23 protein-coding genes and 1 riboswitch are annotated in these 24,680 nt (G+C 57.3%); of the genes, 12 read left to right on the top strand and 11 right to left on the bottom strand.

From position 1 onward, the window contains the following. The first annotated feature begins 2 nt into the window (after positions 1–2). From gor to RUESEDTHA_RS01195, 5 genes are all read left to right on the top strand, one after another. Positions 3–1,361 carry a glutathione-disulfide reductase gene (gor, locus tag RUESEDTHA_RS01215; protein WP_180883643.1) on the top strand — a complete coding sequence of 453 codons (1,359 nt, stop codon included), beginning with the start codon at positions 3–5 and terminating at the stop codon, positions 1,359–1,361. Between the two features lie 72 nt (positions 1,362–1,433). Continuing rightward, positions 1,434–2,579, top strand: a complete 1,146-nt coding sequence (hflK, locus tag RUESEDTHA_RS01210; RefSeq protein WP_171122806.1) for an FtsH protease activity modulator HflK — start codon at positions 1,434–1,436, stop codon at positions 2,577–2,579. Then, entirely contained in the window at positions 2,579–3,457 is an 879-nt protein-coding gene (hflC, locus tag RUESEDTHA_RS01205; RefSeq protein ID WP_170482680.1) for a protease modulator HflC, read from the top strand. Before hflK ends, hflC begins: the two co-directional genes overlap by 1 nt. Then, a complete protein-coding gene (locus tag RUESEDTHA_RS01200; RefSeq protein WP_170482677.1) occupies positions 3,457–3,651 on the top strand; it encodes a DUF2065 domain-containing protein in 195 nt (64 codons plus the stop codon). The genes hflC and RUESEDTHA_RS01200 overlap by 1 nt, the downstream gene beginning before the upstream one ends. Positions 3,652–3,743: 92 nt before the next feature. After that, a complete protein-coding gene (locus tag RUESEDTHA_RS01195; protein ID WP_180883641.1) occupies positions 3,744–5,273 on the top strand; it encodes a Do family serine endopeptidase in 1,530 nt (509 codons plus the stop codon). Positions 5,274–5,487: 214 nt separating this feature from the next. Here RUESEDTHA_RS01195 and RUESEDTHA_RS01190 read toward each other — a convergent pair whose 3' ends face one another. The 5 genes from RUESEDTHA_RS01190 to RUESEDTHA_RS01170 form a co-directional block, all read right to left on the bottom strand. Continuing rightward, positions 5,488–6,156, bottom strand: a complete 669-nt coding sequence (locus tag RUESEDTHA_RS01190) for a Crp/Fnr family transcriptional regulator (protein WP_180883639.1) — start codon at positions 6,154–6,156, stop codon at positions 5,488–5,490. Positions 6,157–6,294: 138 nt separating this feature from the next. Further along, positions 6,295–6,900: an inner membrane-spanning protein YciB gene (locus RUESEDTHA_RS01185; protein WP_180883637.1), complete on the bottom strand. Its 606-nt coding sequence runs from the start codon at positions 6,898–6,900 to the stop codon at positions 6,295–6,297. Between the two features lie 16 nt (positions 6,901–6,916). After that, entirely contained in the window at positions 6,917–7,819 is a 903-nt protein-coding gene (locus tag RUESEDTHA_RS01180) for an EamA family transporter (protein ID WP_180883635.1), read from the bottom strand. 91 nt (positions 7,820–7,910) lie between these two features. Further along, complete coding sequence (gene ftsY / locus RUESEDTHA_RS01175; RefSeq protein WP_180883633.1) at positions 7,911–9,053, bottom strand: signal recognition particle-docking protein FtsY; 1,143 nt, start codon at positions 9,051–9,053, stop codon at positions 7,911–7,913. Positions 9,054–9,111: 58 nt separating this feature from the next. After that, entirely contained in the window at positions 9,112–9,747 is a 636-nt protein-coding gene (locus RUESEDTHA_RS01170) for a lysoplasmalogenase (RefSeq protein ID WP_180883631.1), read from the bottom strand. Positions 9,748–9,884: 137 nt separating this feature from the next. Here RUESEDTHA_RS01170 and RUESEDTHA_RS01165 point away from each other — a divergent pair, with 137 nt between their 5' ends. Beyond that, complete coding sequence (locus RUESEDTHA_RS01165; protein ID WP_255431577.1) at positions 9,885–10,280, top strand: hypothetical protein; 396 nt, start codon at positions 9,885–9,887, stop codon at positions 10,278–10,280. 8 nt (positions 10,281–10,288) lie between these two features. Here the strand turns inward: RUESEDTHA_RS01165 and xseA are convergent, their stop codons facing one another. Continuing rightward, positions 10,289–11,782 (bottom strand): exodeoxyribonuclease VII large subunit, encoded by a 1,494-nt coding sequence (gene xseA, locus RUESEDTHA_RS01160; RefSeq protein ID WP_180883629.1) that lies wholly within the window; start codon positions 11,780–11,782, stop codon positions 10,289–10,291. A gap of 75 nt (positions 11,783–11,857) precedes the next feature. Between xseA and purD the strand changes: the two genes are divergently transcribed. Further along, entirely contained in the window at positions 11,858–13,120 is a 1,263-nt protein-coding gene (gene purD, locus RUESEDTHA_RS01155; protein WP_180883628.1) for a phosphoribosylamine--glycine ligase, read from the top strand. A 118-nt stretch (positions 13,121–13,238) separates the two neighbouring features. On the opposite strand, the gene RUESEDTHA_RS01150 is transcribed toward purD, so the two are convergent. Both RUESEDTHA_RS01150 and RUESEDTHA_RS01145 read right to left on the bottom strand, forming a co-directional pair. After that, entirely contained in the window at positions 13,239–14,015 is a 777-nt protein-coding gene (locus tag RUESEDTHA_RS01150; RefSeq protein ID WP_255431575.1) for a VCBS repeat-containing protein, read from the bottom strand. Next, positions 14,015–14,338, bottom strand: coding sequence for a 2Fe-2S iron-sulfur cluster-binding protein (locus RUESEDTHA_RS01145; RefSeq protein WP_171121070.1), 324 nt, complete (start codon positions 14,336–14,338; stop codon positions 14,015–14,017). The genes RUESEDTHA_RS01150 and RUESEDTHA_RS01145 overlap by 1 nt, the downstream gene beginning before the upstream one ends. Positions 14,339–14,465: 127 nt before the next feature. Here RUESEDTHA_RS01145 and RUESEDTHA_RS01140 point away from each other — a divergent pair, with 127 nt between their 5' ends. Then, positions 14,466–14,837: an OB-fold nucleic acid binding domain-containing protein gene (locus tag RUESEDTHA_RS01140; protein ID WP_180883627.1), complete on the top strand. Its 372-nt coding sequence runs from the start codon at positions 14,466–14,468 to the stop codon at positions 14,835–14,837. Positions 14,838–14,969: 132 nt separating this feature from the next. Here the strand turns inward: RUESEDTHA_RS01140 and RUESEDTHA_RS01135 are convergent, their stop codons facing one another. Both RUESEDTHA_RS01135 and RUESEDTHA_RS01130 read right to left on the bottom strand, forming a co-directional pair. Next, positions 14,970–16,673: a glycosyltransferase family 2 protein gene (locus tag RUESEDTHA_RS01135; protein WP_180883626.1), complete on the bottom strand. Its 1,704-nt coding sequence runs from the start codon at positions 16,671–16,673 to the stop codon at positions 14,970–14,972. A 356-nt stretch (positions 16,674–17,029) separates the two neighbouring features. After that, on the bottom strand, positions 17,030–17,719 hold the full coding sequence (locus tag RUESEDTHA_RS01130) for a glutathione S-transferase N-terminal domain-containing protein (protein WP_180883625.1): 690 nt from the start codon (positions 17,717–17,719) through the stop codon (positions 17,030–17,032). A 224-nt stretch (positions 17,720–17,943) separates the two neighbouring features. After that, positions 17,944–18,021: riboswitch (SAM riboswitch) on the top strand. 65 nt (positions 18,022–18,086) lie between these two features. Between RUESEDTHA_RS01130 and metZ the strand changes: the two genes are divergently transcribed. Together metZ and folE2 are read left to right on the top strand one after the other, a co-directional pair. Next, complete coding sequence (metZ, locus tag RUESEDTHA_RS01125; protein ID WP_180883624.1) at positions 18,087–19,277, top strand: O-succinylhomoserine sulfhydrylase; 1,191 nt, start codon at positions 18,087–18,089, stop codon at positions 19,275–19,277. Positions 19,278–19,449: 172 nt separating this feature from the next. Next, the gene (gene folE2, locus RUESEDTHA_RS01120; RefSeq protein ID WP_180883623.1) at positions 19,450–20,553 is read left to right on the top strand and encodes a GTP cyclohydrolase FolE2; all 1,104 of its coding nucleotides are present in this window, start codon (positions 19,450–19,452) and stop codon (positions 20,551–20,553) included. A gap of 701 nt (positions 20,554–21,254) precedes the next feature. Here folE2 and RUESEDTHA_RS20975 read toward each other — a convergent pair. Continuing rightward, entirely contained in the window at positions 21,255–21,647 is a 393-nt protein-coding gene (locus tag RUESEDTHA_RS20975) for a hypothetical protein (protein ID WP_180883622.1), read from the bottom strand. On the opposite strand from RUESEDTHA_RS20975, the gene RUESEDTHA_RS01110 reads away from it, so the two are divergent. Beyond that, on the top strand, positions 21,646–23,094 hold the full coding sequence (locus RUESEDTHA_RS01110) for a TrkH family potassium uptake protein (protein WP_180883621.1): 1,449 nt from the start codon (positions 21,646–21,648) through the stop codon (positions 23,092–23,094). The genes RUESEDTHA_RS20975 and RUESEDTHA_RS01110 overlap by 2 nt on opposite strands. Further along, on the top strand, positions 23,094–24,668 hold the full coding sequence (locus RUESEDTHA_RS01105) for a thiamine pyrophosphate-binding protein (RefSeq protein WP_180883620.1): 1,575 nt from the start codon (positions 23,094–23,096) through the stop codon (positions 24,666–24,668). Before RUESEDTHA_RS01110 ends, RUESEDTHA_RS01105 begins: the two co-directional genes overlap by 1 nt. Positions 24,669–24,680: the final 12 nt, after the last annotated feature.

Raw genomic sequence — 24,680 nt, 5'->3', positions numbered from 1 at the left:
GGATGAGCTTTGACTATGATCTGTTTGTCATCGGCGGAGGCTCGGGCGGGGTCCGCGCGGCGCGCGTTGCAGCCGGGGAAACCGGGGCAAAAGTCGCACTTGCAGAAGAAGACCGTTATGGCGGTACATGTGTCATCCGGGGATGCGTGCCCAAGAAACTGATGGTGTTTGCCAGCGAATTCTCGGGCACGGTCGACGACGCGCAGGCGTATGGCTGGGACATTCAGCCCGGTGCATTCAACTGGAACACCTTTCACGGAAAGCTGGTCGCCGAACTTGACCGGCTCGAAGGTATTTATCGCAATATCCTGAAGAACAACGGCGTCGAAAGCTTTGACCAGCGCGCTCATGTAGTTGATCCGCATACCGTCGAGTTGGCGGACGGAACGCGCAAGACCGCCAAGCATATCCTGATTGCTACTGGTGGTCGCCCGGTTGTGCCGGAGTTTCCGGGGTCGGATCTGGCGATCACGTCGAATGAGATTTTCCATCTGGAGAAGCTGCCCGAAAGCATCCTGATTGTCGGCGGCGGCTATATCGCCAGTGAATTCGCCGGGATCATGAATGGATTGGGCGTGAAGACCACTCAGTTCTATCGGGGCGCGCAAATCCTGCGGGGCTTTGACGAAGAAGCCCGTGGCCTGATCTGTGAAGAAATGCGCCAGAACGGCATCGACGTCCGTTTGGGGACCAACGTGCTTGAGATGACCAAAGAGGGCGAGCAGATCCGTGTGAAAGCCACTGACGGTACCGAGGACCGGTTCGACGTGGTCATGTACGCAACAGGCCGTGCCCCAAATGCCGACGACCTTGGCCTTGAGGCGCTGGGCGTTACGCGCGGACGCAAGGGTGAAATCGTCGTTGATGAATACAGCCAGACCGCTGTGCCCTCGATCTATGCCATTGGGGATGTGACTGACCGGGTGAACCTGACGCCGGTAGCGATTCGCGAAGGCATGGCGTTTGTTGAAACGGTCTTCCGGGGCAATCCGACCCCAGTAGATCACGAACTGATCCCAACGGCGATCTTCACACAGCCCGAAATGGGCACCGTCGGCCTAAGCGAAGAAGAGGCCGCCGCCCAGGAACCGATCGAAGTTTATGCCACGTCGTTCAAACCGATGCAGAAAGCTTTTGCAGGCGGAACACAACGGGTTTTGATGAAGCTGATCGTAAGTCAGGCTACCCGTAAGGTTCTGGGCTGTCATATCGTGGCACCGGGCGCGGGCGAGATGATCCAGCTTGCAGGTATCGCTGTAAAAATGGGCGCAACCAAAGAGGATTTCGACCGCACCGTCGCCGTTCATCCGGTCATGGCCGAGGAACTGGTGACAATGCGGCAACCTGTTCGTACTGCTTGATTTGCAACTGCGGGCACACAAGTTACAAGGGAACCCGTGATCACACGGTCCAACACAAGGGAATATATACATATGGCGGGCAACAGCGGCGGCCCCTGGGGGGGCGGAGGCTCTTCGGGTGGCGGAGGAAATCGGGGTAACAACGGGAACGGGCAACGCCCGCCCGAAGGCGACGGCCCGCAGATCCCCGAGATCGACGAGTTGATGAAAAAAGGTCAGGAGCAACTGCGCGTCCTTATGGGCGGTCGCGGTGGTTCAGGCCGGGGCGGAAACGGGCAGGGCTCTGGAGGGGGCGGTCCCATTTTCACCAAGGGAACCGTTTTGATCGGCGTGGTCGTTGCGGCGGTTCTTTGGGGTGCGGCCAGTTTTTATACCGTCAAACCCGAAGAACAGTCGGTTGAACTGTTTCTGGGTGAGTTTTCTGCTGTCGGTAATCCGGGCCTGAACTTTGCGCCTTGGCCCTTTGTTACAGCTGAGGTCATCCCGGTAACGCGCGAACAAACCGAAGATATGGGAGGTACGCGCGGAAGCGATGATGGCCTGATGCTGACCGGCGACGAAAACGTGGTCGACATCGACTATCAGGTTGTCTGGAACATCAGCGACCCCGCCAGGTTCCTGTTTAACCTGCGTGACCCACGCCAGACGATCCGCGCCGTGTCGGAATCAGCCATGCGTGAGATTATTGCGCAAAGCGAGCTGGCGCCGATCCTGAACCGTGACCGTGGTGTCATTGCCGAACGCCTGCAGGAACTGATTCAGACAACGATGGACAGCTACGATTCGGGTGTGAACATCATCCGCGTCAACTTTGACAAGGCCGACCCGCCGCAGGACGTGATTGCCGCTTTTCGCGACGTTCAGGCTGCTGCGCAGGAACGTGACCGCCTACAGAACGTTGCTGACGCCTATGCCAACCGCGTGTTGGCCGAAGCACGTGGTGAAGCCGCGCAGGTTCTGGAAGAGGCCGAAGCCTATCGCGCGCAACAGATCAACAGCGCGCAGGGTGAAGCCAGCCGCTTTAGCGCGGTTCTGGAGGAATATTCCAAAGCACCGGACGTGACGCGCAAGCGTCTGTATCTGGAACGGATGGAACAGGTGCTTGGCGACGTGGACAAGATCATTCTGGACGAAAACTCGACCGGGCAGGGGCAGGGCGTCGTGCCTTACCTGCCGCTCAACGAGTTGCGCCGCAATCAGGCTGAGGAGAGCAACTGATGCGTAAATCACCCCTTATCCTCATTGCCTTGGTGATCATTGGCGTCGTTGGCCTGTCTTCGATTTTCATCGTGGATGAACGTGAACGTGCGCTGGTTCTTCAGTTCGGTCGCGTGGTCGCCGTCAAAGAAGAGCCCGGGCTGGCGTTCAAAATCCCGTTGATTCAGGACGTTGTTCGCTATGACGACCGCATCCTTTCGATTGACGTTCAGCCGCTTGAGGTCACGCCTCTGGATGATCGCCGTCTGGTGGTCGATGCCTTTGCCCGTTACCGGATTTCCGATCTGGAGCAGTTCCGTCAAGCCGTTGGTGTCGGCGGAATTCCGGTCGCCGAAGATCGTCTGGACCGTATCCTGCGCGCCGAAACGCGTGAGGTTCTGGGTTCGGTCTCGTCCCGCGACATCCTGAGCTCGGACCGTGCGGCGCTGATGCTGCGTATCCGCAACAGTGCAATTGCCGAAGCCCGTGCGCTGGGCGTCAACGTGATCGACGTGCGCCTGAAAGCGACTGATCTACCGCAAGCCAACCTTGAGGCGACATTCGACCGGATGAAGGCCGAGCGTGAGCGTGAAGCGACGGACGAACGCGCCCGTGGTAACGAGGCGGCGCAGCGTGTGCGCGCGCAAGCGGATCGTACCGTGGTCGAGCTGGTCTCAGACGCCAACCGTGAGGCCGAGATCATCCGCGGTGAAGCTGACGCTGAACGTAACGCGATCTTCGCCGAAGCGTTTGGCAAGGACCCAGAGTTCTTTGAATTCTATCGGTCTCTGTCCGCTTATGAGCGCGCGTTGGGCGGCAGCAACAGTTCGATGGTTCTGAGCCCGGATTCAGAGTTCTTTAACTATCTGAAGTCACCAACAGGGCAGGCATCCCAGTAATGGGTATGATCCTTCTGGCCCTCGGGCTGGTACTGATTGTCGAGGGGCTGGCCTATGCGCTGGCCCCTTCGCTTATTGAACGGATGCTGGAAGCATTGCGATCGCTGCCTGAACAGGCACGGCGGTTGGCGGGGCTGTTGTGCGTGGTCAGCGGCTTTATCCTGCTTTGGGGCGCGTATCAGGTCGGGTTTTAGTGCCGTGGTTTCAATTGCAGGTGATTTCCCCGCGATCCTCAGTTGCGGGCCTGATTAAACCGACTACATTGGTTGCCAAGAGGGAGGCGTTCATGCGCGATCCCGCAGAATTGACGACAAGGAGTACCCAAGTGCAGGCACAAGCGCGCAGTATTTCCGTCCGAGCGGACGACAGGGTTGGTTTTTTGCGGCTGATGTGGCTTGCATTTGCGGGGATGTTGATAATCCTGGCGCAGACATCGGCAGCATTTGCGCGCGGGGAAAGCCTTGCGCCGTTGGCCGAAAAGATCAGCCCGGCGGTGGTGAACATCACCACCTCGACCCTGATCGAAAATCAGACCGGGCCGCAGGGCATCGTTCCCGAAGGGTCGCCCTTCGAAGATTTTTTCCGCGAGTTTCAGGACCGGGGTAATAATGGAGAGAACGCCCCGCGACGCAGTAATGCGCTTGGGTCGGGGTTCGTGATTTCAGAGGATGGTTACATCGTCACCAACAACCACGTGATCACCGAAGCGGATGAGATTTTGATCGAGTTCTTTCCGGGTGACGGACAGCCCAAGAAGGAATTGCCTGCCAAGGTAATTGGCACGGACGAAAAAACCGATATTGCGCTGCTCAAGGTCGAGGCGACGGGGCCGCTGCAATATGTCAAATTTGGCGATAGCGACGTGGCTCGCGTAGGCGATTGGGTTATTGCGATGGGCAATCCGTTGGGGCAGGGGTTTTCGGTTTCAGCCGGGATCGTATCGGCCCGCAACCGTGCGCTGAGCGGATCTTATGACGACTACATTCAGACCGATGCAGCGATTAACAGGGGGAACTCGGGCGGGCCGTTGTTCAACATGGACGGCGAAGTGATCGGTGTGAATACGGCCATCCTGTCGCCCAATGGTGGTTCGATCGGGATTGGATTTTCGATGGCATCGAATGTTGTCGTCAAGGTTGTGGACCAACTGCGTGAGTTCGGTGAGACCCGCCGCGGCTGGTTGGGTGTCCGCATTCAAGACGTGACCGAGGATATGGCCGAAGCCATGGGGCTGGACAAACCGGGTGGCGCTTTGATCAGCGATGTGCCGGACGGGCCGGCAAAAGACGCCGGTTTGCTGGCTGGTGACGTGATCCTCAGCTTCGACGGGGTCGAGGTCGAGGATACGCGCGGCCTTGTCCGTCAGGTTGGCGAAACCACTGTGGGCAAGTCGGTTCGCGTGGTTGTGCACCGGGATGGCGGAACGCAGACGGTTCTGGTGACCCTTGGGCGGCGCGAAGACGCCGAGCGGTCCGAAGACGGCGAAGAAGAAACGTCAGAAGCACCGGTTGACGAAGACGCCGATATACTGGGGCTGACAATCTCGCCTTTGACGGATGAGATGCGTACCGACATGGGCTTGGATGAAAACGCCGAAGGGTTGGTTGTAACCCAAGTGGACGAAGCCTCGGAAGCCTATGCCAAAGGGTTACGCTCGGGTGATCTTATTACCGAAGCAGGCCAGCAAAAGGTCACTTCGGTCGAAGATCTTGAGGCGCGGATGGACGAAGCGCGAGAGGCTGGGCGTAAATCCCTGCTGCTTTTGGTGCGCCGTGGCGGTGACCCGCGCTTTGTGGCCCTAAGCTTGGAAGAGTGATACTCGGGTCTACTTGAATGAACGGGCCGGGGCGTTTGCTCCGGCCTTTTTCTGTTCCGCAAAGAAGTGAGCCACACGCCGGGGAAGGCGCGTGGCTCTGATACAGGGAGAGGTCAGTGGACAGATATCGGGGATGATTCTCTGACCTCCTACGGTAACAATTACGAAGATAGTCTTAACGCAGCCGGTCGTATGTGAAGCAGGTCACAACGGATCAGATCAGATCGGATTCCGCCAATTCGCGTAGGGCTTCGAAGTCATGGATCATAAGGCCGCCGCGTGATGCCTCGACCACGTTATCGCGCTTCCAGGTCGAGATTGTTTTGGATACCGCTTCCCTTGTCGCGCCAACGAACTCGGCCAGTTCGCTCTGCGACAGGGTGATCCGTTTGGCAGGGTCGTCCTGAAGGTCGGACAGGTGCAGCAGCTTACGCGCCAAACGGATGGGCATCGGCAGAAAGACCTGCTCATTCATTTGCGACCCCATCCAGCGCATGCGCAAACCCGCCAGTCGGATCAAATCGACCGCAAGATCGGGATGCTGCCGGATTTGGTTCATAACGTCGCTGCGCCGGACGCGTAGAACGCGGGACGGTTCGGCCGCCGCAATCGTAGCGGTGCGCGGCCCGTTGTCGAACAGGGCGATTTCACCGAAGATTTCACCTGGCTTCATCAGGCTCAATGATAGTTTTCGACCGCTCATCGCCAGAAAGGACACTTCCAGTGTGCCCTCGCTGAGGGCGTAGAGGGAGTCACCTTCGTCGCCTTGTTCAAACAGGGTCTCACCCTGTTCAAGCGAAATTTCCGTCGCCTGGGCAGAAAGCATGGCCCTGAGCCTGTCAGACGCCTCGGCCAAAAAGCCGCTGTTTGGGATGGCCGTCATGTGGATGTGGTGCTCCGGCTGCCAATGGTGAGTGGTCCCACAACTTTCCACAGCTATGACGTTTAGCCAAGGATTTTATGCGAATTCCGAAAGTTGGCTATGCGTTGGCGCTCCACAGGACCGGTTCGACCACCCGGTTTACTGATGGTCGGGGTCATCCATATAGCTTTGCAACATGCTGAACTGAAGCATGAGAAAGACCATCAACGCGATCGGAAACCCGAACGTTTCGATTTTGACCCACAGGTCGGTGGACATGGTGCGCCAGACCAGTTCGTTTGCAACGGCCAGAACTGCAAAGCACCCGCACAGTCGACGTGTGAGGATCATCCAACCTTCGTTGCGCATGGGAAGCATTTCATCGAGAACATAGGCGAGATAGGATTTTCCCTGCAGCAGCCCAATTCCAAGGATGATTGAAAAGAATCCGTAGACCAGCGTGGTTTTCATCTTGAAGAACCGTTCGTCATTAAACCATGCTGTCAGGCCACCGAAGAAAATGACCATGAAGGCGGTGAATATCTGCATCCGGCTGAGTTTCCCGGTCAGGTACCATAGCACGGCCATTGCAGACAGCATCAGGGGCACGAAGATGATGGTCGCAACAATGAACCCGGAATATTCGGTTCCAGCGAATTCGAAACTGTCATCCCGCAAGCGCAGGTAGATGAAGAAAAACGCCAGCGGAGGACCGAGTTCCAGCACCTGCTTTAGAAATGGGTTGACTTCTTTCTTGCCTGTCATGTCAGTTTCCTGCTGTTTACCCGCCCATTTCAACGATTACGGCGCCTAATGCAATCAATGCCATCAAAGCGATCCGCCTTGGCCCAACGGTTTCTTTCAGAATCAGCCAGCCGATCAGGGCAGCAAAGACGGTCGAGGTTTCGCGCAGAACGGCGGCCTCGCCAACTTTATCCAATCGCGTTGCCAGCATGATAGAGCCAAAGGACAGCGGGGCAATGATGCCGCCAGCCAAACCGCGCAGCATCAAGGGACCGATCGCGGGCCGGTTGATCATCGCACGCCACCTCAGGAAGGCGTAAATTGGCATGGTGGCGCCGTCGATCATGAAGAACCAGGCCAAAAACGTGAAAGGGTCGGCAGTCGCACGTATCCCGTAAGCGTCGTAAGTTGTGTAAAGCGCGACGAATAATCCTGTGGCGATCGCTAGCGTCAGAGCTATCCCAAGCGTTTCGCGGTTGGTTTCGAGAAAGCGGAAGTTGTAGGCCGCCAATCCAAAAATACCGGCTAGCAACACGGCGACCCCAAGCCATTGCGTGCCGGTAAAGGTCTCCCCGAACAGCAGGTAGGCGCCGATAACGGTGAACAGGGGCCCGGTCCCACGGACGACCGGGTAAACGACAGTGTATGAGCCTTTGGTATAGGCCATAGCCTGTAGCGTTTTGTAGACGATGTGAATCAACCACACGACGGCGAAGATGGGCCACATGTAGGGCTCTGGCCACGGCACGACGAAAAAGGCAAAGGGCGCGGCCATCAGGCAGTAACAAGCGTCGATTGCTCCGCGGGACAGCCAGGGATCGTGACGACCCTTCTGCAATGCCCCGAAAGCCGCGTGAAGGAACGCCGCCATCAATGCCAATCCCAGCGCGAGCTGATGGCCTGCTTCGGTGCCTTCGAGTGAGATCAGCCAGTCGCTCAAGTGTCAGATCTTTGCGTTGGGAGGAGAGGGTGGGGGGCTGTCTGCCCCCCCACACCCCCCGAGGATATTTTTAGCCAGATGAAGCGGCGGATCAGCTTTGGTCAAGGCCGGTGAGGGCGGCGGCGAATTCTTCCGGGTCAAAGGGGGCGAGGTCGTCGATCTGTTCCCCGACGCCGATCGCGTGGATCGGCAGACCAAACTTGTCCGCGAGCGCCACCAGAACGCCACCCTTGGCCGTGCCATCCAGTTTGGTCATCACAAGGCCCGAGACATCGGCCAGCTTGCGGAATGTCTCGACCTGACTGAGCGCATTCTGCCCGGTGGTCGCGTCCAGCACCAAAAGGGTGTTATGCGGAGCGGTTTCGTCAACCTTGCGGATGACGCGGACGATTTTGGCGAGCTCTTCCATCAAATCGGCGCGGTTTTGCAGGCGGCCAGCGGTGTCGATCATCAGCAGGTCTGCTCCGTCCTCTTGCGCGCGTGTGAGGGCATCAAATGCGAGAGAGGCGGGGTCGGATCCTTCGGGCGCTGTAAGGACGGGCACGCCTGCGCGGTCTCCCCAGACTTGAAGCTGTTCGACCGCCGCAGCCCTGAATGTGTCGCCCGCGGCAATTACGACCTTTTTGCCTGCTGCTTTGAACTGGCTTGCGAGTTTGCCGATTGTTGTGGTCTTTCCGGACCCGTTCACGCCGACTACAAGCACCACCTGAGGGCGCTTGGGGTAGATCGGCAGCGGTTTGGCGACAGGCTCCATCACGCGGGAAACTTCCTGTGCCAGTAGCTGTTTGATTTCCTGTGTCGAAAGTTTGCGGCCCAAACGCCCTTCGGCCATGTTGGAGGTGACGCGCAAGGCGGTGTCTACGCCCATGTCCGAGGCGATCAACAACTCTTCGAGTTGTTCCAGCATGTCGTCGTCAAGCGTGCGGCGAATAGCGGTTTTTGCCTCGTTCCGGCTGAACATCCGCGCCAGAACAAATTTGGACGGTGCAGCCTCTGGTGGCGGGGGGGCTGGCATTGGGTCTGCTGGAACTGGTTCAGGGGTTTCAACAGGCTGCGGTTCCGGCTGTGGCTGCGGAACTTCGGGTACGGGTTCTGGCTGCGGCTCTGGCTTGGGGATGACAGGGTCAGGGGCTGTTGTTTCTTCGCCGCCATCTTCGACGATGGCTTCCAGTCCCTGTTCGAGGCGGGACGAGGATTTGAACAGCTTGTCCTTGAGCTTTGAGAAAAACGCCATTTTTGGTCTCCGCAGATGTTCCTCTCACCTAATGCGGATTTGAACCAGTTGCAAAGGGTCACAGGAAGGCAATCAGCAACCCGGCCTGAGCGCCCCAGTAAAATATCCACACCATGTAAGGCGTGAAGCGGAGGCTTGGATGATTTGGGGGTAGTAGGAACTTTTCCGTCGCAAGGATCAGGTCGGACGCGATAAAGGCCAACGCTGCGGGCAACGCCCAACGCAAAGGGCCGATGTCGGGCACTGCCAAAACGGTAAGACCCATGCCGAGGATAATCGGGATATATCCAAGGACGGGCACCTTTAATTCTCCGGCGCGGGGCGCGAGCAAGGTTGCGGCAATGATGCCCAATATGATCAGCGACCAGAAGAAACCGGGCCTGTCGAGAATAAGTGCAGTTTCGCTGGACGGATGGGACAGAAACAAAGCGATATAGGCCAAGTGTCCGGCAGCAAAAGCACCGATGCCAGCCATGAATGTGGAATCGGAGTCCCGAGACAGTAATGCGTCGCCGACTGCGCAGAGAGCCAGAGCTGTAGTCAGCAACAGTGGCGCGCCCTGTCGGGCTGCGATAAGCGCAAGTATGGCAACCGACAGCGTCTTTAGAACTGACCTCAGCCCACTTGCGGGTTTCGGTGACATCGGCAGATACACAAGCGCGCAGGCTGCGGCGATCAGAAACAGGGCGGTCATTTGGCGGCTCTCCCGTAGTATGGTGTTTTTCAACAGCGTCGCCGGGAACTCGGCAATACCTCAACCGGTTACGTGGGGTAAGTCGTGCGTTGCGCGCAGAGTTGGCGTTGCTGCACCACATCTGCGATGATGATCATATGCTGAGGTCTATCGCGATTCTGATGGTAATGTTCGGTCCGGCCGTGGGCGCGGAGCCTGGTCTTTCGGGATCGGAATTTGATGCATATACCCGTGGGAAAACTCTGTTCTACGGGTTTCAGGGGCAGGTTTACGGAGTTGAACGTTACCTGCCAAACCGCAGAGTTATATGGTCTTTTTTGGATGGAGACTGCAAGGAAGGTGTTTGGTACGAGCAAAGCGGCCAGATATGTTTCCTGTACGAGGACCGTCTGGACCCGCAATGCTGGTTGTTCACAGATTCGGGGAGTGGCTTGATCGCTCAGTTTGAAGGAAACCCGGACAGAACCGAGCTGTATGAAGCCGATGAGATCGACGAAGAAATGGTCTGCCACGGCCCTGACGTCGGCGTTTAGCGCGCCCCTTAAAATAGCGATCCCTGGTCCGGAGTATCCTTGGATGGCGTTTTCTTCTGTGATGGACGTGACGGGTTCGACTGACCTGTACTTAGCACACCGTCCGCGAACTCGATCTCGAAGGTCGCGTGCTTTCCAGCCTGCTCTTTGGTCGTCAGGACTTGGCCTTCTGCGCGCACCACTGCGTAGCCTCTTTCTAACGTCGCTTTGTAGCTGAGTGTTTCGCGCAGACGGTCTGTCGCCTCAAGATTCTGGCGCATCCGGTCGAGCCGTGCGGTTTGCGCGCTGCTCAGGCGTTCCGCCAGTCGGGTTACGTTATTTCGCTGCGCTTCGATCTCGCGCTGGATTGGCCGCAGGGACAGCCGGGAAGACAGGTTGCGAACGGCCTCTTGCCGCGTTGCCACCAGATTGCGCAGCGTGGCCGGGCGCAGATGTGCAGAGATCTCAACGACACGCAAACGCCGGTTCTGAACACTGCGGTCAAGCGCGGGTGCCAGTCTATCTGCAACAAGATCAAGGCGTTGGCGTGGAGTGTTCAGCAAGGTATCCGGGCGTGGCAAGGCGCGGGACAGGTCGCGCAGACGTTGCGCGCGGCGTTGAACCGCGTCCGTGGCTGAACGGGAAAGACGCGCGCCTTGCTCTCCGGTCCATGCCAACAGTTCCATACGAACGGGAACCGCGAGTTCGGCGGCGGCGGTCGGCGTGGGTGCGCGTCGGTCAGAAACGAAGTCGATCAGTGTTGTATCGGTTTCGTGCCCCACGGCTGAAATCAGCGGAATGTCCGAGGCGGCGGCGGCGCGCGCAACGATTTCTTCGTTAAAGCCCCACAGGTCTTCGATTGACCCGCCGCCACGGGCGACAATGATCAGGTCGGGGCGTGGCAGGGCGCCTCCGGGGGTCATTTGGTTGAAGCCTTGAATGGCGTTCGCCACTTCGGGTGCGCAGTTTGATCCCTGTACGGCCACAGGCCAGATCAGCACCTTGCGCGGAAACCGGTCGCGCAGTCGGTGCAGGATATCGCGGATCACCGCGCCGGACGGGGATGTCACAACGCCGATGATCTGCGGCAGGTAGGGCAGAACCTTCTTGCGCTCTGGCGCGAATAGCCCTTCGGCCTCAAGCTGTTTCTTGCGTTTTTCCAGCAGCGCCATCAGGGCACCTTGTCCGGCAACGGCGACCTCATCGACATTCAGGTTGTATTTGGATTGTGCACCGAAAGCTGTGAGGCGACCGGTGACAACAACCTCTAATCCTTCTTCCGGCACCACGGACAGGCCCGAGATCTGGCCCTTCCACGTGGTGCATGCCAGCACGTTTCGGTCATCCTTGATGTCGTAATACAGATGGCCGGACCGCGCTTTGAACACGCGTCCTACCTCGCCACGCACACGGATTCGCCCAAACGTGCCTTCAAGCGTGCGCTTAACCTCTCCTGAGATGTCCGAAACGCTGTATTCGGGGGTGTTTTGGCCGGGAATGGGGTCGTCAAGCAGGTCGGACATTTCAGCGCCTTGTGTCAAATGCCTGCCCAGCTTAGAACGCGCGGAAGGCAAGGCCAAGCAGATCGGAGAGCAGTCATGAATATCCTCATTCTCGGCAGTGGTGGGCGGGAGCACAGTTTGGCTTGGGCAGTGATGCAGAATCCAAAATGTGATCGACTGATCGTCGCGCCGGGAAATGCCGGAATCGCGCAGATCGCCGAGTGCGCGGCGCTTGAAATCGAGAATGGCGGCGCGGTGGTCAGCTTTGCCGAAGAAAACGCGATTGATTTCGTGATTGTCGGCCCCGAGGCGCCTTTGGCAGCCGGAGTTGCAGATCGGTTGCGAGAGGCAGGCGTTCTGGTCTTTGGTCCGTCGGCAGAAGCAGCCCGGTTGGAAGCCTCTAAAAGCTTTACCAAGGAAATCTGTGATGCCGCCGGTGCTCCGACTGCGGCTTATGCACGGTTTACCGAAGCCGACCCCGCCAAAGCCTATATCCGCGAGCAGGGTGCGCCGATTGTGGTCAAGGCCGATGGTCTGGCCGCAGGCAAGGGTGTGATCGTCGCGATGGACGAAGAAACCGCGCTTGAGGCGATCGACGATATGTTCGGCGGCGCGTTTGGCGGGGCTGGGGCCGAGGTGGTGATCGAAGAGTTCATGGAGGGCGAGGAGGCCTCTCTGTTTGTGCTTTGTGATGGCGAGAACATCCTTTCAGTCGGCACAGCGCAGGACCACAAACGCGTCGGCGAAGGCGATACCGGCCCGAATACAGGCGGAATGGGGGCGTATTCTCCGGCACCCGTTCTAAGTGCCGAGGTTGAGGCGCGCGCAATGGATGAGATCGTGCGCCCGACGATGGATGAGATGAAGCGTCGCGGCGCGCCTTTTCAGGGCGTGCTTTATGCGGGTCTCATGATCAAGGATGGACAGCCGAGGCTGGTGGAATACAACGTGCGTTTTGGAGACCCGGAGTGCCAGGTGCTGATGATGCGTCTGGGCGCGCAGGTGATGGATCTTATGCATGCCGCGGCCGAGGGACGCTTGGCAGAGGCGCGCGTGAATTGGGCGGATGACCATGCGATCACCGTTGTGATGGCGGCGAACGGGTATCCGGGGTCTTATGAAAAGGGAAGTGTGATCAACGGTTTGGACGCGCTTCCTGAAGACAGTAAGAACATGGTCTTCCATGCGGGAACCAAAGCCGAGGATGGTCAAATTCTGGCAGTGGGCGGTCGTGTGTTGAACGTGACGGCACGGGGGGAGACTTTGCAGGACGCGCGTGACCGGGCCTATGCGATGGTGAACGGGATAGACTGGCCCGGCGGATTTTTCCGCCGCGATATCGGCTGGCGCGCGTTGTAATCCAATTGCCGGGCTGCGCCCGTCTTGAATTCTTGGGGCGAGGGGCGCTGCCCCACCGCCATTGGCGCTCGCACCAATGGCGCCTCCCCGGGATATTTATAGCCAGATGAAGGGCGGATCAGCAGCTCAGGGCTTGGGTAATGGTCTTGCGGTCTTTGAGCGGACCGAGATCGGTTTTTACCCAGCCGTTTTTAAAGGTGACACTGATGATGCGGGACCAGTCGGCGCTGGCCAGGATCAGTGCGGGACCTGTCGCACAATAGACTAGACCGCCAGCGATAAATGCATCTCCGATACGGTGATTGGTCAGGCCGGGAAGAGTTGCGATTTCAGTAAGTTTGCCGTCCGAGTAGCGCCAGATGCGTAGGGTTTTGGCCAAGTGTGGGCGATCTACATAGGCGATTTCGATTTGGCCGTCATTGTCCAGATCCCAGATCCCTGCGGGGGCAAGCCAGCGGTTGCGCGTGCCAATATGAGGCGTGGCAGCGATCTTTTCGCCGCGTGCATTATAGATGGCGAGTTGTGCACCGGTGTTTTCCTGCGATTCCACGACGATGACCTCGTTTGTTCCATCAAGATCAACGTCTGACAATCTGGGGGCCAGGTCCTCGAACACCCGGTCCTGCGGCAGTCGGATCGTTAGTACCGACTGTTCGTTCGACCGTTCCTTGGGGTCGGTGCTTTCAACGGTGATTTCCAGTGCACCATATTCGATATCGTCACCCAAAACGCCATGGGCATAGCGTGTGGTGGGTTCGGTATACCGTGCGGCAGTTACGGTGTCGGCGGCGGTGGCGAAGCCAACTCCGGAACACCATAGCCCAAAGGTCAGCAGCGCGCCGCGGGTCCCGCGTTGCCATAGGCGAGCAGGCAGGCGCGGCGCTTTGGAGTGCATCAGATCTGTTTTTCCGGCATCTGAACGACCAGACCGTCCAGCTCATCCGTGACCTTGATCTGGCAGGTCAGGCGCGAGCGGGCAGGGTCGGGTTCAAAGGCAAAGTCCAGCATGTCCTCTTCCATGTCATCCTTGGCGGGAACTTTCTCGACCCAGTCGGGATGGACGTAGACGTGGCAGGTCGAGCAGGCGCAGGCGCCGCCGCAATCCGCCTCGATGCCGGGGATGTTGTTGTCGCGGGCCCCTTCCATGACGGTCAGTCCGTTGGCGACCTCGACAGTATGCTCGGTACCGCCATGCTCGACATAGGTGATCTTTGCCATTGCGTGCGTCTTCCTTTTTCGATTGTCGAATTATTCCTTAGTGAAGGCATTTAGGTCTGACCAGCCTCATTTGCGACTTGGCGCGCTATGTCTGGACTTTCTGGCTGTATGTTCTATTTTTGTTCTCATGCTTGTTGCCCCTGTTCGCCCTACGGTTTCAAACCGAGACTGGCCGCGCCCACCTGCCTGTCTGCCAGCCAAGCGGCTGGACGACCCACCCGAAGGCGCGCGGGTGGCCGTTGCCGGGTTGGTGATCCTGCGGCAGAGGCCGGGGACGGCCAAGGGGGTGATTTTTCTGACGCTTGAGGATGAGACCGGTATCGTGAACGTGGTGGTCTGGCGTGCGATCTACGAACGCTTTCGCCGCGCCGTGATCTCGGGTCGGTTATTACGGGTCACGGGACGTATGCAGCGCGCGCATTCGGTGACCCATGTGATCGCCGAAGAGATCGAAGATATCTCGGAAATGCTGGATGTGTTGGTGCGGGGGGAGGGGTAGTCAGCTAAGCGGACGAAACTGTCGTTCACCTTAATGCAGAACAGCGGCGGTCTCCGTCACTTACAAATTGCGATTTGAAATGCACACTTTCCAGCCAAAGTCGACGTAACTTTACTTTAGTTTGAGAAGAGATCAATTCGCGGCTCTTGCTTCTGCCAAACGGCGTTTGAACCGGCGACGCGAACGTTTCATTATTTTGTGATGATAGGTTGGCAGTATCATGTTTGCCTGAGAGGGTTTAATTCTGAAGGATGACAACTTCTCTGACAAAGGCTGACCTTTACGTACAAACATCAATACGTTTTGTTGGAGCCAAGGAAGGACTTTCTCATCTCGCCTTAAGCGATCTCGGAATGGGTCGTAAGTTCCGTAACCCTGGGCCTCAAACTTGTGGCACCAGTATTCCTGCCATTGCTCGTTCTTATGCCCTTTTCCGCCTTGCCCGCCAATCGCGGCCGAAAAAACGATTACGTCCGACAAAGCACAGAGATCCGCCACAAAACTGTCCGCGCGTGCAGGCTCAAGATGCTCTGCCACTTCTATGCAACTACACAAATCGTAACGGCGTTCCAGGGTGAACGGTTTCTCTAGATCCAGCAGCGTGTAGTATGCGGCGGGCAAAACTGGCGCATCATCATCTAACCACGTGCCCTCAAGCCCTTGAACTTCGACGCCTAGCTCTCGGAGATCGCTGATCAGAAGACCAATTCCGCAACCTACATCAACCGCAGATCTGGGCTTGAGCACATCGAAAATCTCTTGCGCAAGACGCGAATTGGAATAGCGGCGCTGGTCGATTTCGTCGTGGTGCGCTTCGTGCATTTTTCTGTAGCGATCGACGTCTGCGTTGGCGGCTACTTGTTCCGAGTTCTTGTCGTCAATGTCGCTTGGCTCAGTTCCCAAAACATCATCGGGATACTGCTTCTTGAGCAGAGCGGGCACATCCAGATCAAGTCGGATCTTTTCTTGCAAAACAGCGGCTCCTTTCTTGGTTGCATGAGACCAGCGAAGAATTGAGCGATCCTCGGTCGAGTTCAGGTTCAGCTCGGAGTAATATCTTGCGTTATATCTTTGTACTTTTGCATTGTTTGCTTTCCCTATACGCCCCCTTGCCTGCTTGAACTTGAAAAGTTTCGGAGTGCGTACGGCGTAATGATTTATCTGGGCGATATTCCAACCTGCTTCGTGCTCGGCAATCTTGCCGCGTTTCTTGCCGTCTTGCCACAGTGCCATAAACTGGTTGTCGTTTTTCATGACGCATCCGGAAGACGCAAGGAAGTAGCCTCCGTTTTTCCAAAAAGACGGTTCTAGTATCGGTTTGTGCTGAAATAGCTCAACAACATCTTGCTCCACCCGGAAGAACGTCTTCACATTCTGCCAACGCTCCCCTTCCATGGCGCACCGCACGAATGGCTCGGCAAGAAAAGCACTCGGTATTCCGTTCTGTCCTGCATCCCCGAAGACTCGCCACGAGACGCAAATACCTCTCGCCTCGCCTATAGTGTCAATGAGATCTACTATGCGGCCCGATCCAACTTGGATATTCAAGAATTCATCCGCGTCGAGCCAGATCGCCCAATCGCCTGGTCGCAACAATTCACGTTCCATGGCGATAGCGCTAACTTGCTCCGCTATAGGCCGATCTAGTTGAGGTTGATGCGGGAAGTGAGTGATTTCACCAGCATTCGAAAGTGCATCTAACATCAAATCGGTTCCATCACTACAATCGTTAGAAAATATGACGAAACGGTCGAAACCAATTGCCTTATGGTATGACAACCACTCAAGAAGGAACGGCGCTTCATCTCTTACCGTGGAAAAAAGTGTAGCGCTCATTGGTGAGTATCGTTTGCCATGGCCAAGTTGATCCTTGGCAGAAGAACATATTTGCCCTTGGCAGTGCAACAAGTGCTTTAGTCGCTGCGCAAACCTCAGGTGTGTAGTGGGGAATAGTCTACCAACTTGCATTTTGGGACCAAAGTCGCGTTCGATCTTGCATTTTGGGACCAAAGTCGCGTTCGATGTAGTGCCACGCAAAAAACCGCCAGAATGTCCATGAACGAGATGAACAGGCGGTTTCCTCGGTAGGTTGTGGATGGGAACTTCGTTTCATACAAGCTAATGGTAACAAACGATTAACTGTAAACCCAGTGTCGTCTTAGGACTCAAAGAAGACATTCGTACGAGGTGGATTATCGCTTAAACAAAACCCCCTGCGATTGCTTGTCCCGGTGATCACCGCGCAGTTCGGCATGTAACGCCCGCCCGGCCTGAACGCCGGGGCGGGCGCTGACGGTCTCGAGCCAGCGGGTGAAATGGGGCTTATCGTCCAGTACCTGCTGTTGTCCTTCCCACAAGCTTGCCCATCCCCAGATTGAAATATCGGCGATGGAATAGAAGTCACCTGCAACATACTCATTCTCGGCCAGTCGACGATCGAGCACACCGTACAAGCGGCCAACCTCAGCGCGATACCGATCTTTCGCGTAGGGCAGGTCCTGCGGTGGGTGCAATTGGGGGGCGTATTTAAGGAAGTGATGCGCCTGACCCGCCATCGGGCCGACGCCGCCCATTTGCCACATCAACCATTCTTCAACCGCCACACGATCTCTCTCCGTCGTGCCATAGAACCGGCCGGTCTTGCGGGCCAGATACATCAGGATCGCACCGCTTTCAAAAACCGAGATCGGCTGACCGTCCGGTCCGTCCGGGTCGACAATCGCAGGCATCCGGTTGTTCGGAGCGATCTTCAGAAACTCGGGGTCGAACTGGTCGCCCTTACCGATGTTGATCAGATGAGTTGTGTAGGGCAACTCCATCTCTTCCAGCGCGATAGAGGCCTTCCAACCATTTGGCGTGGGCCAGAAATACAAGTCGATCATGATGTCTCCTCAGGTTGAGAGGATCATGGGGCTTTCTGACTGAAGGGCAATAGCCGTTGTGACTGGGGCAAGGCAAAAAGATGTGACCAGCGGCGGAATGCCCGGCACAAGATGTTGTAGCGTCGGTTTGCTTTGGCGCTATGGCGCTTGGGTGAGCGGGGCGAAGCGGACCCATGACGTTGCACTGGTCAGGGTTGACGCGCTGGCAAGTGAGGCGTAAGCGCAGGGTAATACGTGGCGATTTGTTACCGGATTGCGGGCCACGCTAAACAACACCGCTAAAAGGTCAGGATGAAAGGCCCCTTTCGCTTGACCGCGTCTGGGGTTTTTTTGATGCCCTTGCCAGACAAGGGTCGAGAGGAATGAGATGAGCGAGAGCTGGAACAAACGCACACAGGCCGTCCATGGCGGCATTCGTCGCAGCCAATATAACGAAGTGTCCGAGGCGATTTTTCTTACGCAGGGCTTCGTTTACGAAAACGCTGAACAGGCCGAGGCGCGGTTCATCGAAGCCGGCCCGGATGAGTTCATTTATGCCCGCTACGGCAACCCGACAGTGTCAATGTTTGAACAGCGCATCGCCGCGTTGGAAGGGGGCGAGGACGCCTTTGCCACCGCGTCTGGCATGGCGGCGGTGAATGCTGCTTTGACCTCGATGCTGAAAGCGGGCGACCATGTGGTTTCGGCCAAGGCTTTGTTTGGTTCTTGCCTGTATATCCTTGAAAACATCCTGACCCGCTATGGTGTCGAGGTGACGTTCGTAGACGGCACCGATCTGGACGCGTGGCAAGCGGCGATCCGCCCGGACACTAAAGCCGTGTTTTTCGAGTCCATGTCGAACCCGACGCTCGAAGTGATCGACATTTCGGCTGTTGCCAAACTCGCTCATGCTGTCGGCGCGACCGTGATTGTCGATAATGTTTTTTCGACCCCGGTCTTCTCGCGTGCGATCCAGCAAGGTGCAGATGTGGTGGTTTATTCTGCAACAAAGCACATTGATGGGCAGGGGCGGGCGCTTGGCGGCGTCATCATCAGCACCAAGGATTTCATTCGCGGAACCATTGAGCCGTATCTCAAACACACTGGGGGTGCGCTTAGCCCGTTCAACGCGTGGGTGATGTTGAAAGGTCTGGAAACGATGACCTTGCGGGTCAACGCGCAGGCTGAGTCTGCCCAGATCATTGCCGAGGCGTTAGAGGGGGATGCTGCGCTGGAACGCATATTGTATCCCGGCCTGAAGACACACGCGCAGAACGCTTTGGTTCAGTCTCAACTGGGCGGCAAAGGCGGCACGGTTCTGTCGCTGGACATCAAAGGCGGGAAAGAGGCAGCGTTTGCCTTCCTCAACGCGATGACGATTCCGGTGATCTCAAACAATCTTGGAGATGCGAAGTCGATCGCGACCCATCCGGCGACGACGACCCATCAGCGCCTGAGTGACGCGCAGAAGGATGAGTTGGGGATCACACCGGGCCTGATCCGCTTTTCGGTTGGGCTTGAAGACGCAGGCGACCTGCTTGCCGATATCAGGCAGGCATTGGACGCTTCTCAGCGATAAGCGTGCTTTCAGACCTGATAGGGCCGTTTCAAAGGTTAGTGTGCGGGATGGTAAATTGCTTTTCCCGCACCCAAATTCGATCCGGACTGTGTTTTCCGACGTATAGAGAGTAATTGGTAAACACGCCAAAGCTGTATATAGTCCGGCGACCAACCCCAAGGAAACCCGATCGATGAACGTGCATCCCCGTGACATTGACGACGCCCCAAACAACGATGAGGCCGCAGCCGCGCTGAAGACGCTGCGCAAATGGGCCCAGACCGCGACCGAGGCCGAGATTAGCCAGCTTGATCCCGCAATCGCGCGTCTTGTGCCGGGGCTGGTGCCGGTTAACTATCCCTCTCTGTCGCGCGAGTATCCCGAAGGGTTCGAGGTTGACGCGGCCTATCGCGCCACGCTGCCCGATCTTCAAAACGGACCGTCCAGCCTGATCCGTGGGGCAAAGCAGCAAATTCAGCACGTTGGTATCTCGAACTTCCGCCTGCCGATCCGGTTTCACCGCAAACAGGGCGACGACCTGACGCTTGAGACCTCGGTCACGGGCACGGTCAGTCTGGATGCCGAGAAAAAGGGCATCAACATGTCCCGGATCATGCGGTCCTTTTACAGACATGCCGAGCGGACCTTTAGTTTTGAAGTCATGGAGGCTGCGTTAAGCGATTACATGACTGACCTGGACAGCTTTGACGCACGCATACAGATGCGGTTTTCTTATCCCGACAAAGTGAAAAGCCTACGTTCGGGGCTTGAAGGCTACCAGTATTACGATATCGCGCTGGAGCTCGTCGAACAGAACGGCTTGCGCCAGAAGATCATGCATCTGGACTATATATATTCCTCGACCTGTCCCTGTTCGCTGGAACTGAGCGAACACGCGCGATCCACGCGCGGCCAATTGGCGACACCACATTCGCAACGCTCGGTTGCGCGCATTTCCATTGTGGTGGACTGTGACGCCGATTGCCTGTGGTTCGAAGACCTGATTGCGTTGTGCCGCCGGGCTGTCCCGACCGAAACGCAGGTCATGGTCAAGCGTGAGGACGAGCAGGCCTTTGCCGAGCTTAATGCGGCCAACCCGATTTTTGTCGAAGATGCCGCGCGGCTATTCTGCGCCGAGTTGCTGGCGGACCATCACGTGGGTGATTTCCGCGTTATCGCCAGCCATCAGGAAAGCCTGCACAGCCATGACGCAGTGTCTGTCCTGACGGAAGGGCCGACATTTGTGTCAGCCAGCCTGGATCCAAAGCTGTTTTCAACTCTGTTTCACGTCGGGTGAGGTTTTAAGGTTTCAGTATTGACCTTACGGCATGTTTTTGCCGCATCGCAGCGAAAAATGCTGCAACAGCACAATCTTTGAAGTAGGCTCATGTGGAATGCAGCCGTGGCAGGGCCGTTTCTTGGCGGTACGGGCCACTCCTGAAGGAAGCTGAGACGTGCGACGCCTGAAACTGCGCGACATCGCTTTCCGCCCGAAACTTCGCGGCGGGCAGGGCTTATTACTCTTCGGCTGGCTGCGTTGTTTTCAGAGGAGAGACTACGTATGAACCCGATTATCCAGCCATTGGAATTTCAGGCTGCCGCCATCAAGATGGCGGGCTATGCGGTTAGTAACCAAATGAAAATAATGCATATTTTGACGCAATCGGCATTGGAGTTGCCGTTTGTCTCGGTGCATGCGTTGCACACGTCTTCGTCTGCACCTGAGCCGGTTACACCCAAGCCAAAAGCCAAGCCAAAGGCAAAGCCAACCGTGCGGAGAACGGCGCGCAAGGCCGCGCCGACTGTGAAAGAAAAGCCCGCTGTGGCTGCGAAGACAGTTGCAAAATCCAAGGCCGAATCATCTCAACCCAAAGCGGCGGCTAAAGCTAAACCAGCAAGTGTTGCGGCCAAACCTGCTGCGCGCGCTGGTCGGACAACAGTCGCAAAGCCTGCTGCACCGAAAGCGCCTGCAGCGCGGAAACCCGCCACTAAGGCTGTTCAGGCCAAACCTGCTGTTGCACAGCCTGCGCCCAAGGTGGCGGCTGCACCGGTTGCCCCGAAACCTAAGGCCAGCAAACCTGCACCCGCAAAACCCGCGACTGCAAAGCCTGTGGCGGCAAAGCCGGCGGTCAGCAAACCTGCGGCAGCCAAAACAGCCACCGTGAAACCGACACCCGCAAAACGTGCGGCTGCAAAGCCGGCAGCACCAAGCAAAGTGGCTGCAAAAACTGTCGCGCAGAAGGTCGAGGCGGAAAAGCCCGCGGCCCCCGTGCGGCGAACACGTGCCCCGTCCAAACCTCCGGCAATGCCTGTGCCGACGGGCAAAACGACCAAGTAAAACCGGACTATTGCTTGACACCGTCGTGCAGGCGCGCCAACGCTGCGCCTCATGACGGATATGCGCCCGGTTGGATATGTGATTGGCCTCTTGGTCGCCATTCTTGGGGCGACCATGATTTTGCCGTTGATTGCGGACCTGATCGAGGGGCGCGGCGAATGGCACGTTTTCCTTGAAAGCGGCGTCATCACTGTCCTGACCGGGGTTGTTCTGGCAATGAGCTGTTCGAACGGCGTCGGGGAAGGTCTGACAATTCGACAGACCTTTTTGCTGACCACCGGAGTGTGGGTGGCTCTGCCCTTCTTTGGGGCAATTCCGTTTCTGTTCGGCGAGACTGAACTGCGCTTCGTTGATGCCTATTTTGAGGCGATGTCAGGTCTGACAACGACCGGTTCTACCGTTATTTCGGGGTTGGATGGCCTTCCTCAGGGGTTGCTGTTGTGGCGTGGTGTACTTCAGTGGCTTGGGGGTATCGGGATCATCGTGGTGGCGATGGTGTTCCTGCCCGAACTTCGTGTCGGAGGAATGCAGATCTTCCGCTCTGAAGGGTTTGAAACTATGGGGAAAATCCTGCCGCGCGCGCAGGAGATCGCCGGGCAGATTTCTCTGATCTACGTGTTTCTGACCTTCGTCTGCGTTCTGGTCTACGCGGGCTTTGGCATGAGCTTTTTCGACGCTTTGGTGCATGCGATGACAACGATCGCAACGGGCGGGTTCTCGAACTATGACGACTCATTCGCGGCGTTTTCTGGGCCGACCGAGTATGCTGCGGCAATTTTCATGATCCTCGCCGCGCTTCCTTTTGTGCGGTACGTGCAGCTTGCAAATGGTAATACGCGGTCCCTTTGGCAGGATAGCCAGATACGGACGTTCCTGATCATGATCATTGTGCTGGTGCTTGTGATGACGGTGTTTTTGCTGTGGGTCTTCCCGCATCACTGGGAGCAGGCGTTTCGGCAATCCCTGTTCAATATCACCTCAATCATCTCGGGCACCGGGTACGCCAGCGTGAACTACATGACCTGGGGAAGCTTTCCGGTGATGGTCTTCTTCCTGATCGGCTTGATCGGCGGGTGCGCGGGATCAACCGCATGTTCCATCAAAGTTTTCCGCTATCAGTTGTTGTTCGCCTCGATCAAAACCCAGATCAGGCGCATTCGATCGCCGCATGGGGTTTTCATGCCGCTCTATGATGGGCGACCCATTGGAACGGACGTTCTGACCTCTGTCATGAGCTTTTTCATGTTCTTCGTCCTGTCGATGGGCATTCTGGCCTGGGCGCTGGCCTTGACCGGGCTGGATTTTATCACGGCGGTGTCCGGGGCGGCGACTGCGTTGGCCAATGTGGGGCCGGGGCTGGGGGAACAGATCGGTCCGGCTGGCAATTTCGCAGGGCTAAGCGATACGGCTAAGTGGCTGCTTTCGATCGGTATGCTGGTGGGGCGTCTTGAATTGTTGGCCGTGTATGCCCTGTTCACCGTTCAATTCTGGAGAAACTGATGAAAAGACCGCTTGGTGCGCAGATATCGCATATGCTGAAAGATCGCGGCGTCGACGTGATCTTTGGTATTCCGGGCGTCCATAACCAAGAGATGTACCGCGGTATCGAAGAGGCGGGCATAACGCACGTATTGGCGCGGCACGAACAGGGTGCGGGCTTTATGGCGGACGGTTACGCCCGCGCAACAGGCAAACCCGGCGTGGCCTATGTGATAACCGGGCCGGGCCTGTGCAACATCATGACTCCGATGGGGCAGGGCTATTCGGATTCAGTCCCTATGCTGGTCATCTCGTCCTGTCTGGATGAAACGCAGGCTGCGAGCGGTCAGTTGCACCAGATGAAAGATCAGCGCGCCGCGGCTGAGGCCGTGGCTGACTGGTCGTGTCAGGCCAACACCGCGCAGGCCGCTTATGGTTTGGTGGAGCGCGCGTTTGAGGAGTTTGCACTTGCTCGTCCACGGCCCAAACATATTCAGGTACCGATTGCCCAGCTTGAGGCTGAGGCAGACCCCGCGCCGTTTCCAAACCAGTTCGGGCTCAGGACCAGCGTTAAACCGCCGGATGTTGCCCCGGTTCTGTCAATGCTCAACATCGCGCGACGGCCATTGTTCATTTTGGGTGGGGGCACTCGGTCGAACCTTTGGCGTCAGATACTGACGCAATTGGGGGCCGCTTGTTTTACGACTTTTGCAGGTCGGGGCATGGCCGGTCTGAATTATGCGTTGGATTTTGGGGCCCACCTGTCACGACCGGGCAGCGCCGAGGTGATTGCGTCGGCCGATCTGGTCGTCGCTGTGGGGGCAGAGCTGGGCGAAGTTGACTTATGGCGCAACGAATTGGGTAACACGGCAAGCCTTGTCCGTGTCGATCTGGACCCCAAGGTTTTATCGGATCACCATCGCGCTGCGGTCAAACTTCAGATGGATGGTGAGAGTTTTGCACATGCCTTGTGGGCCTCGATTGACCACGTGAAACCTGCAACTGGCTGGGCAAAGGAAGAGGTTGCCGAGGCCCGGGCCCGTTGGAAAGCAGAGGTGGATGCCGTGCGTCCGGGTGTTGTGCCCGTGATGGAGGCGCTGCGCGACGCGTTGCCGGCTGATACGATGATTTATTCAGACATGACCCAGTTCGCCTATGTTGCGAAAGAGGTCTGGGACATGGCCTATCCCTATCTCTGGCATCACCCCACGGGGTTCGGCACCCTTGGGTATGCTCTGCCCGCGGGGATCGGCGGAGCCGTGGCCCGCCGCGGAAAGCCGACAGCCGTCATCGCGGGCGACTATGGTTTTCACTACACGATGATGGAGCTGGGCGTTGCGGTTGAATTGGGGCTCTCACTGCCCATAATCCTGTGGGATAACGGTAAGCTAAAAGAGATTGAGGACAGCATGGTCCGTGGTCAGATTGCGCCCAATGCGGTTGTTGCGCACAATCCCGACTTTTGTAAACTGGCCGAGGCATTTGGTGCGTTGTCAGCAGAACCATCCAGTCTGGATGAAATGCAAAAGGCTGTGCGGGCAGCACTCGACGCTCCGGTCCCGACGCTGATCCGGGTCACTCCGGACATTGTCTGAAAAAAACGCCGC

The sequence above is a fragment of the Ruegeria sp. THAF57 genome (assembly GCF_903914075.1).
GTDB lineage: Bacteria > Pseudomonadota > Alphaproteobacteria > Rhodobacterales > Rhodobacteraceae > Ruegeria.
Note: the sequence above shows the minus strand (reverse complement) of the source record. Positions and strands in the feature narration are given on the sequence as shown.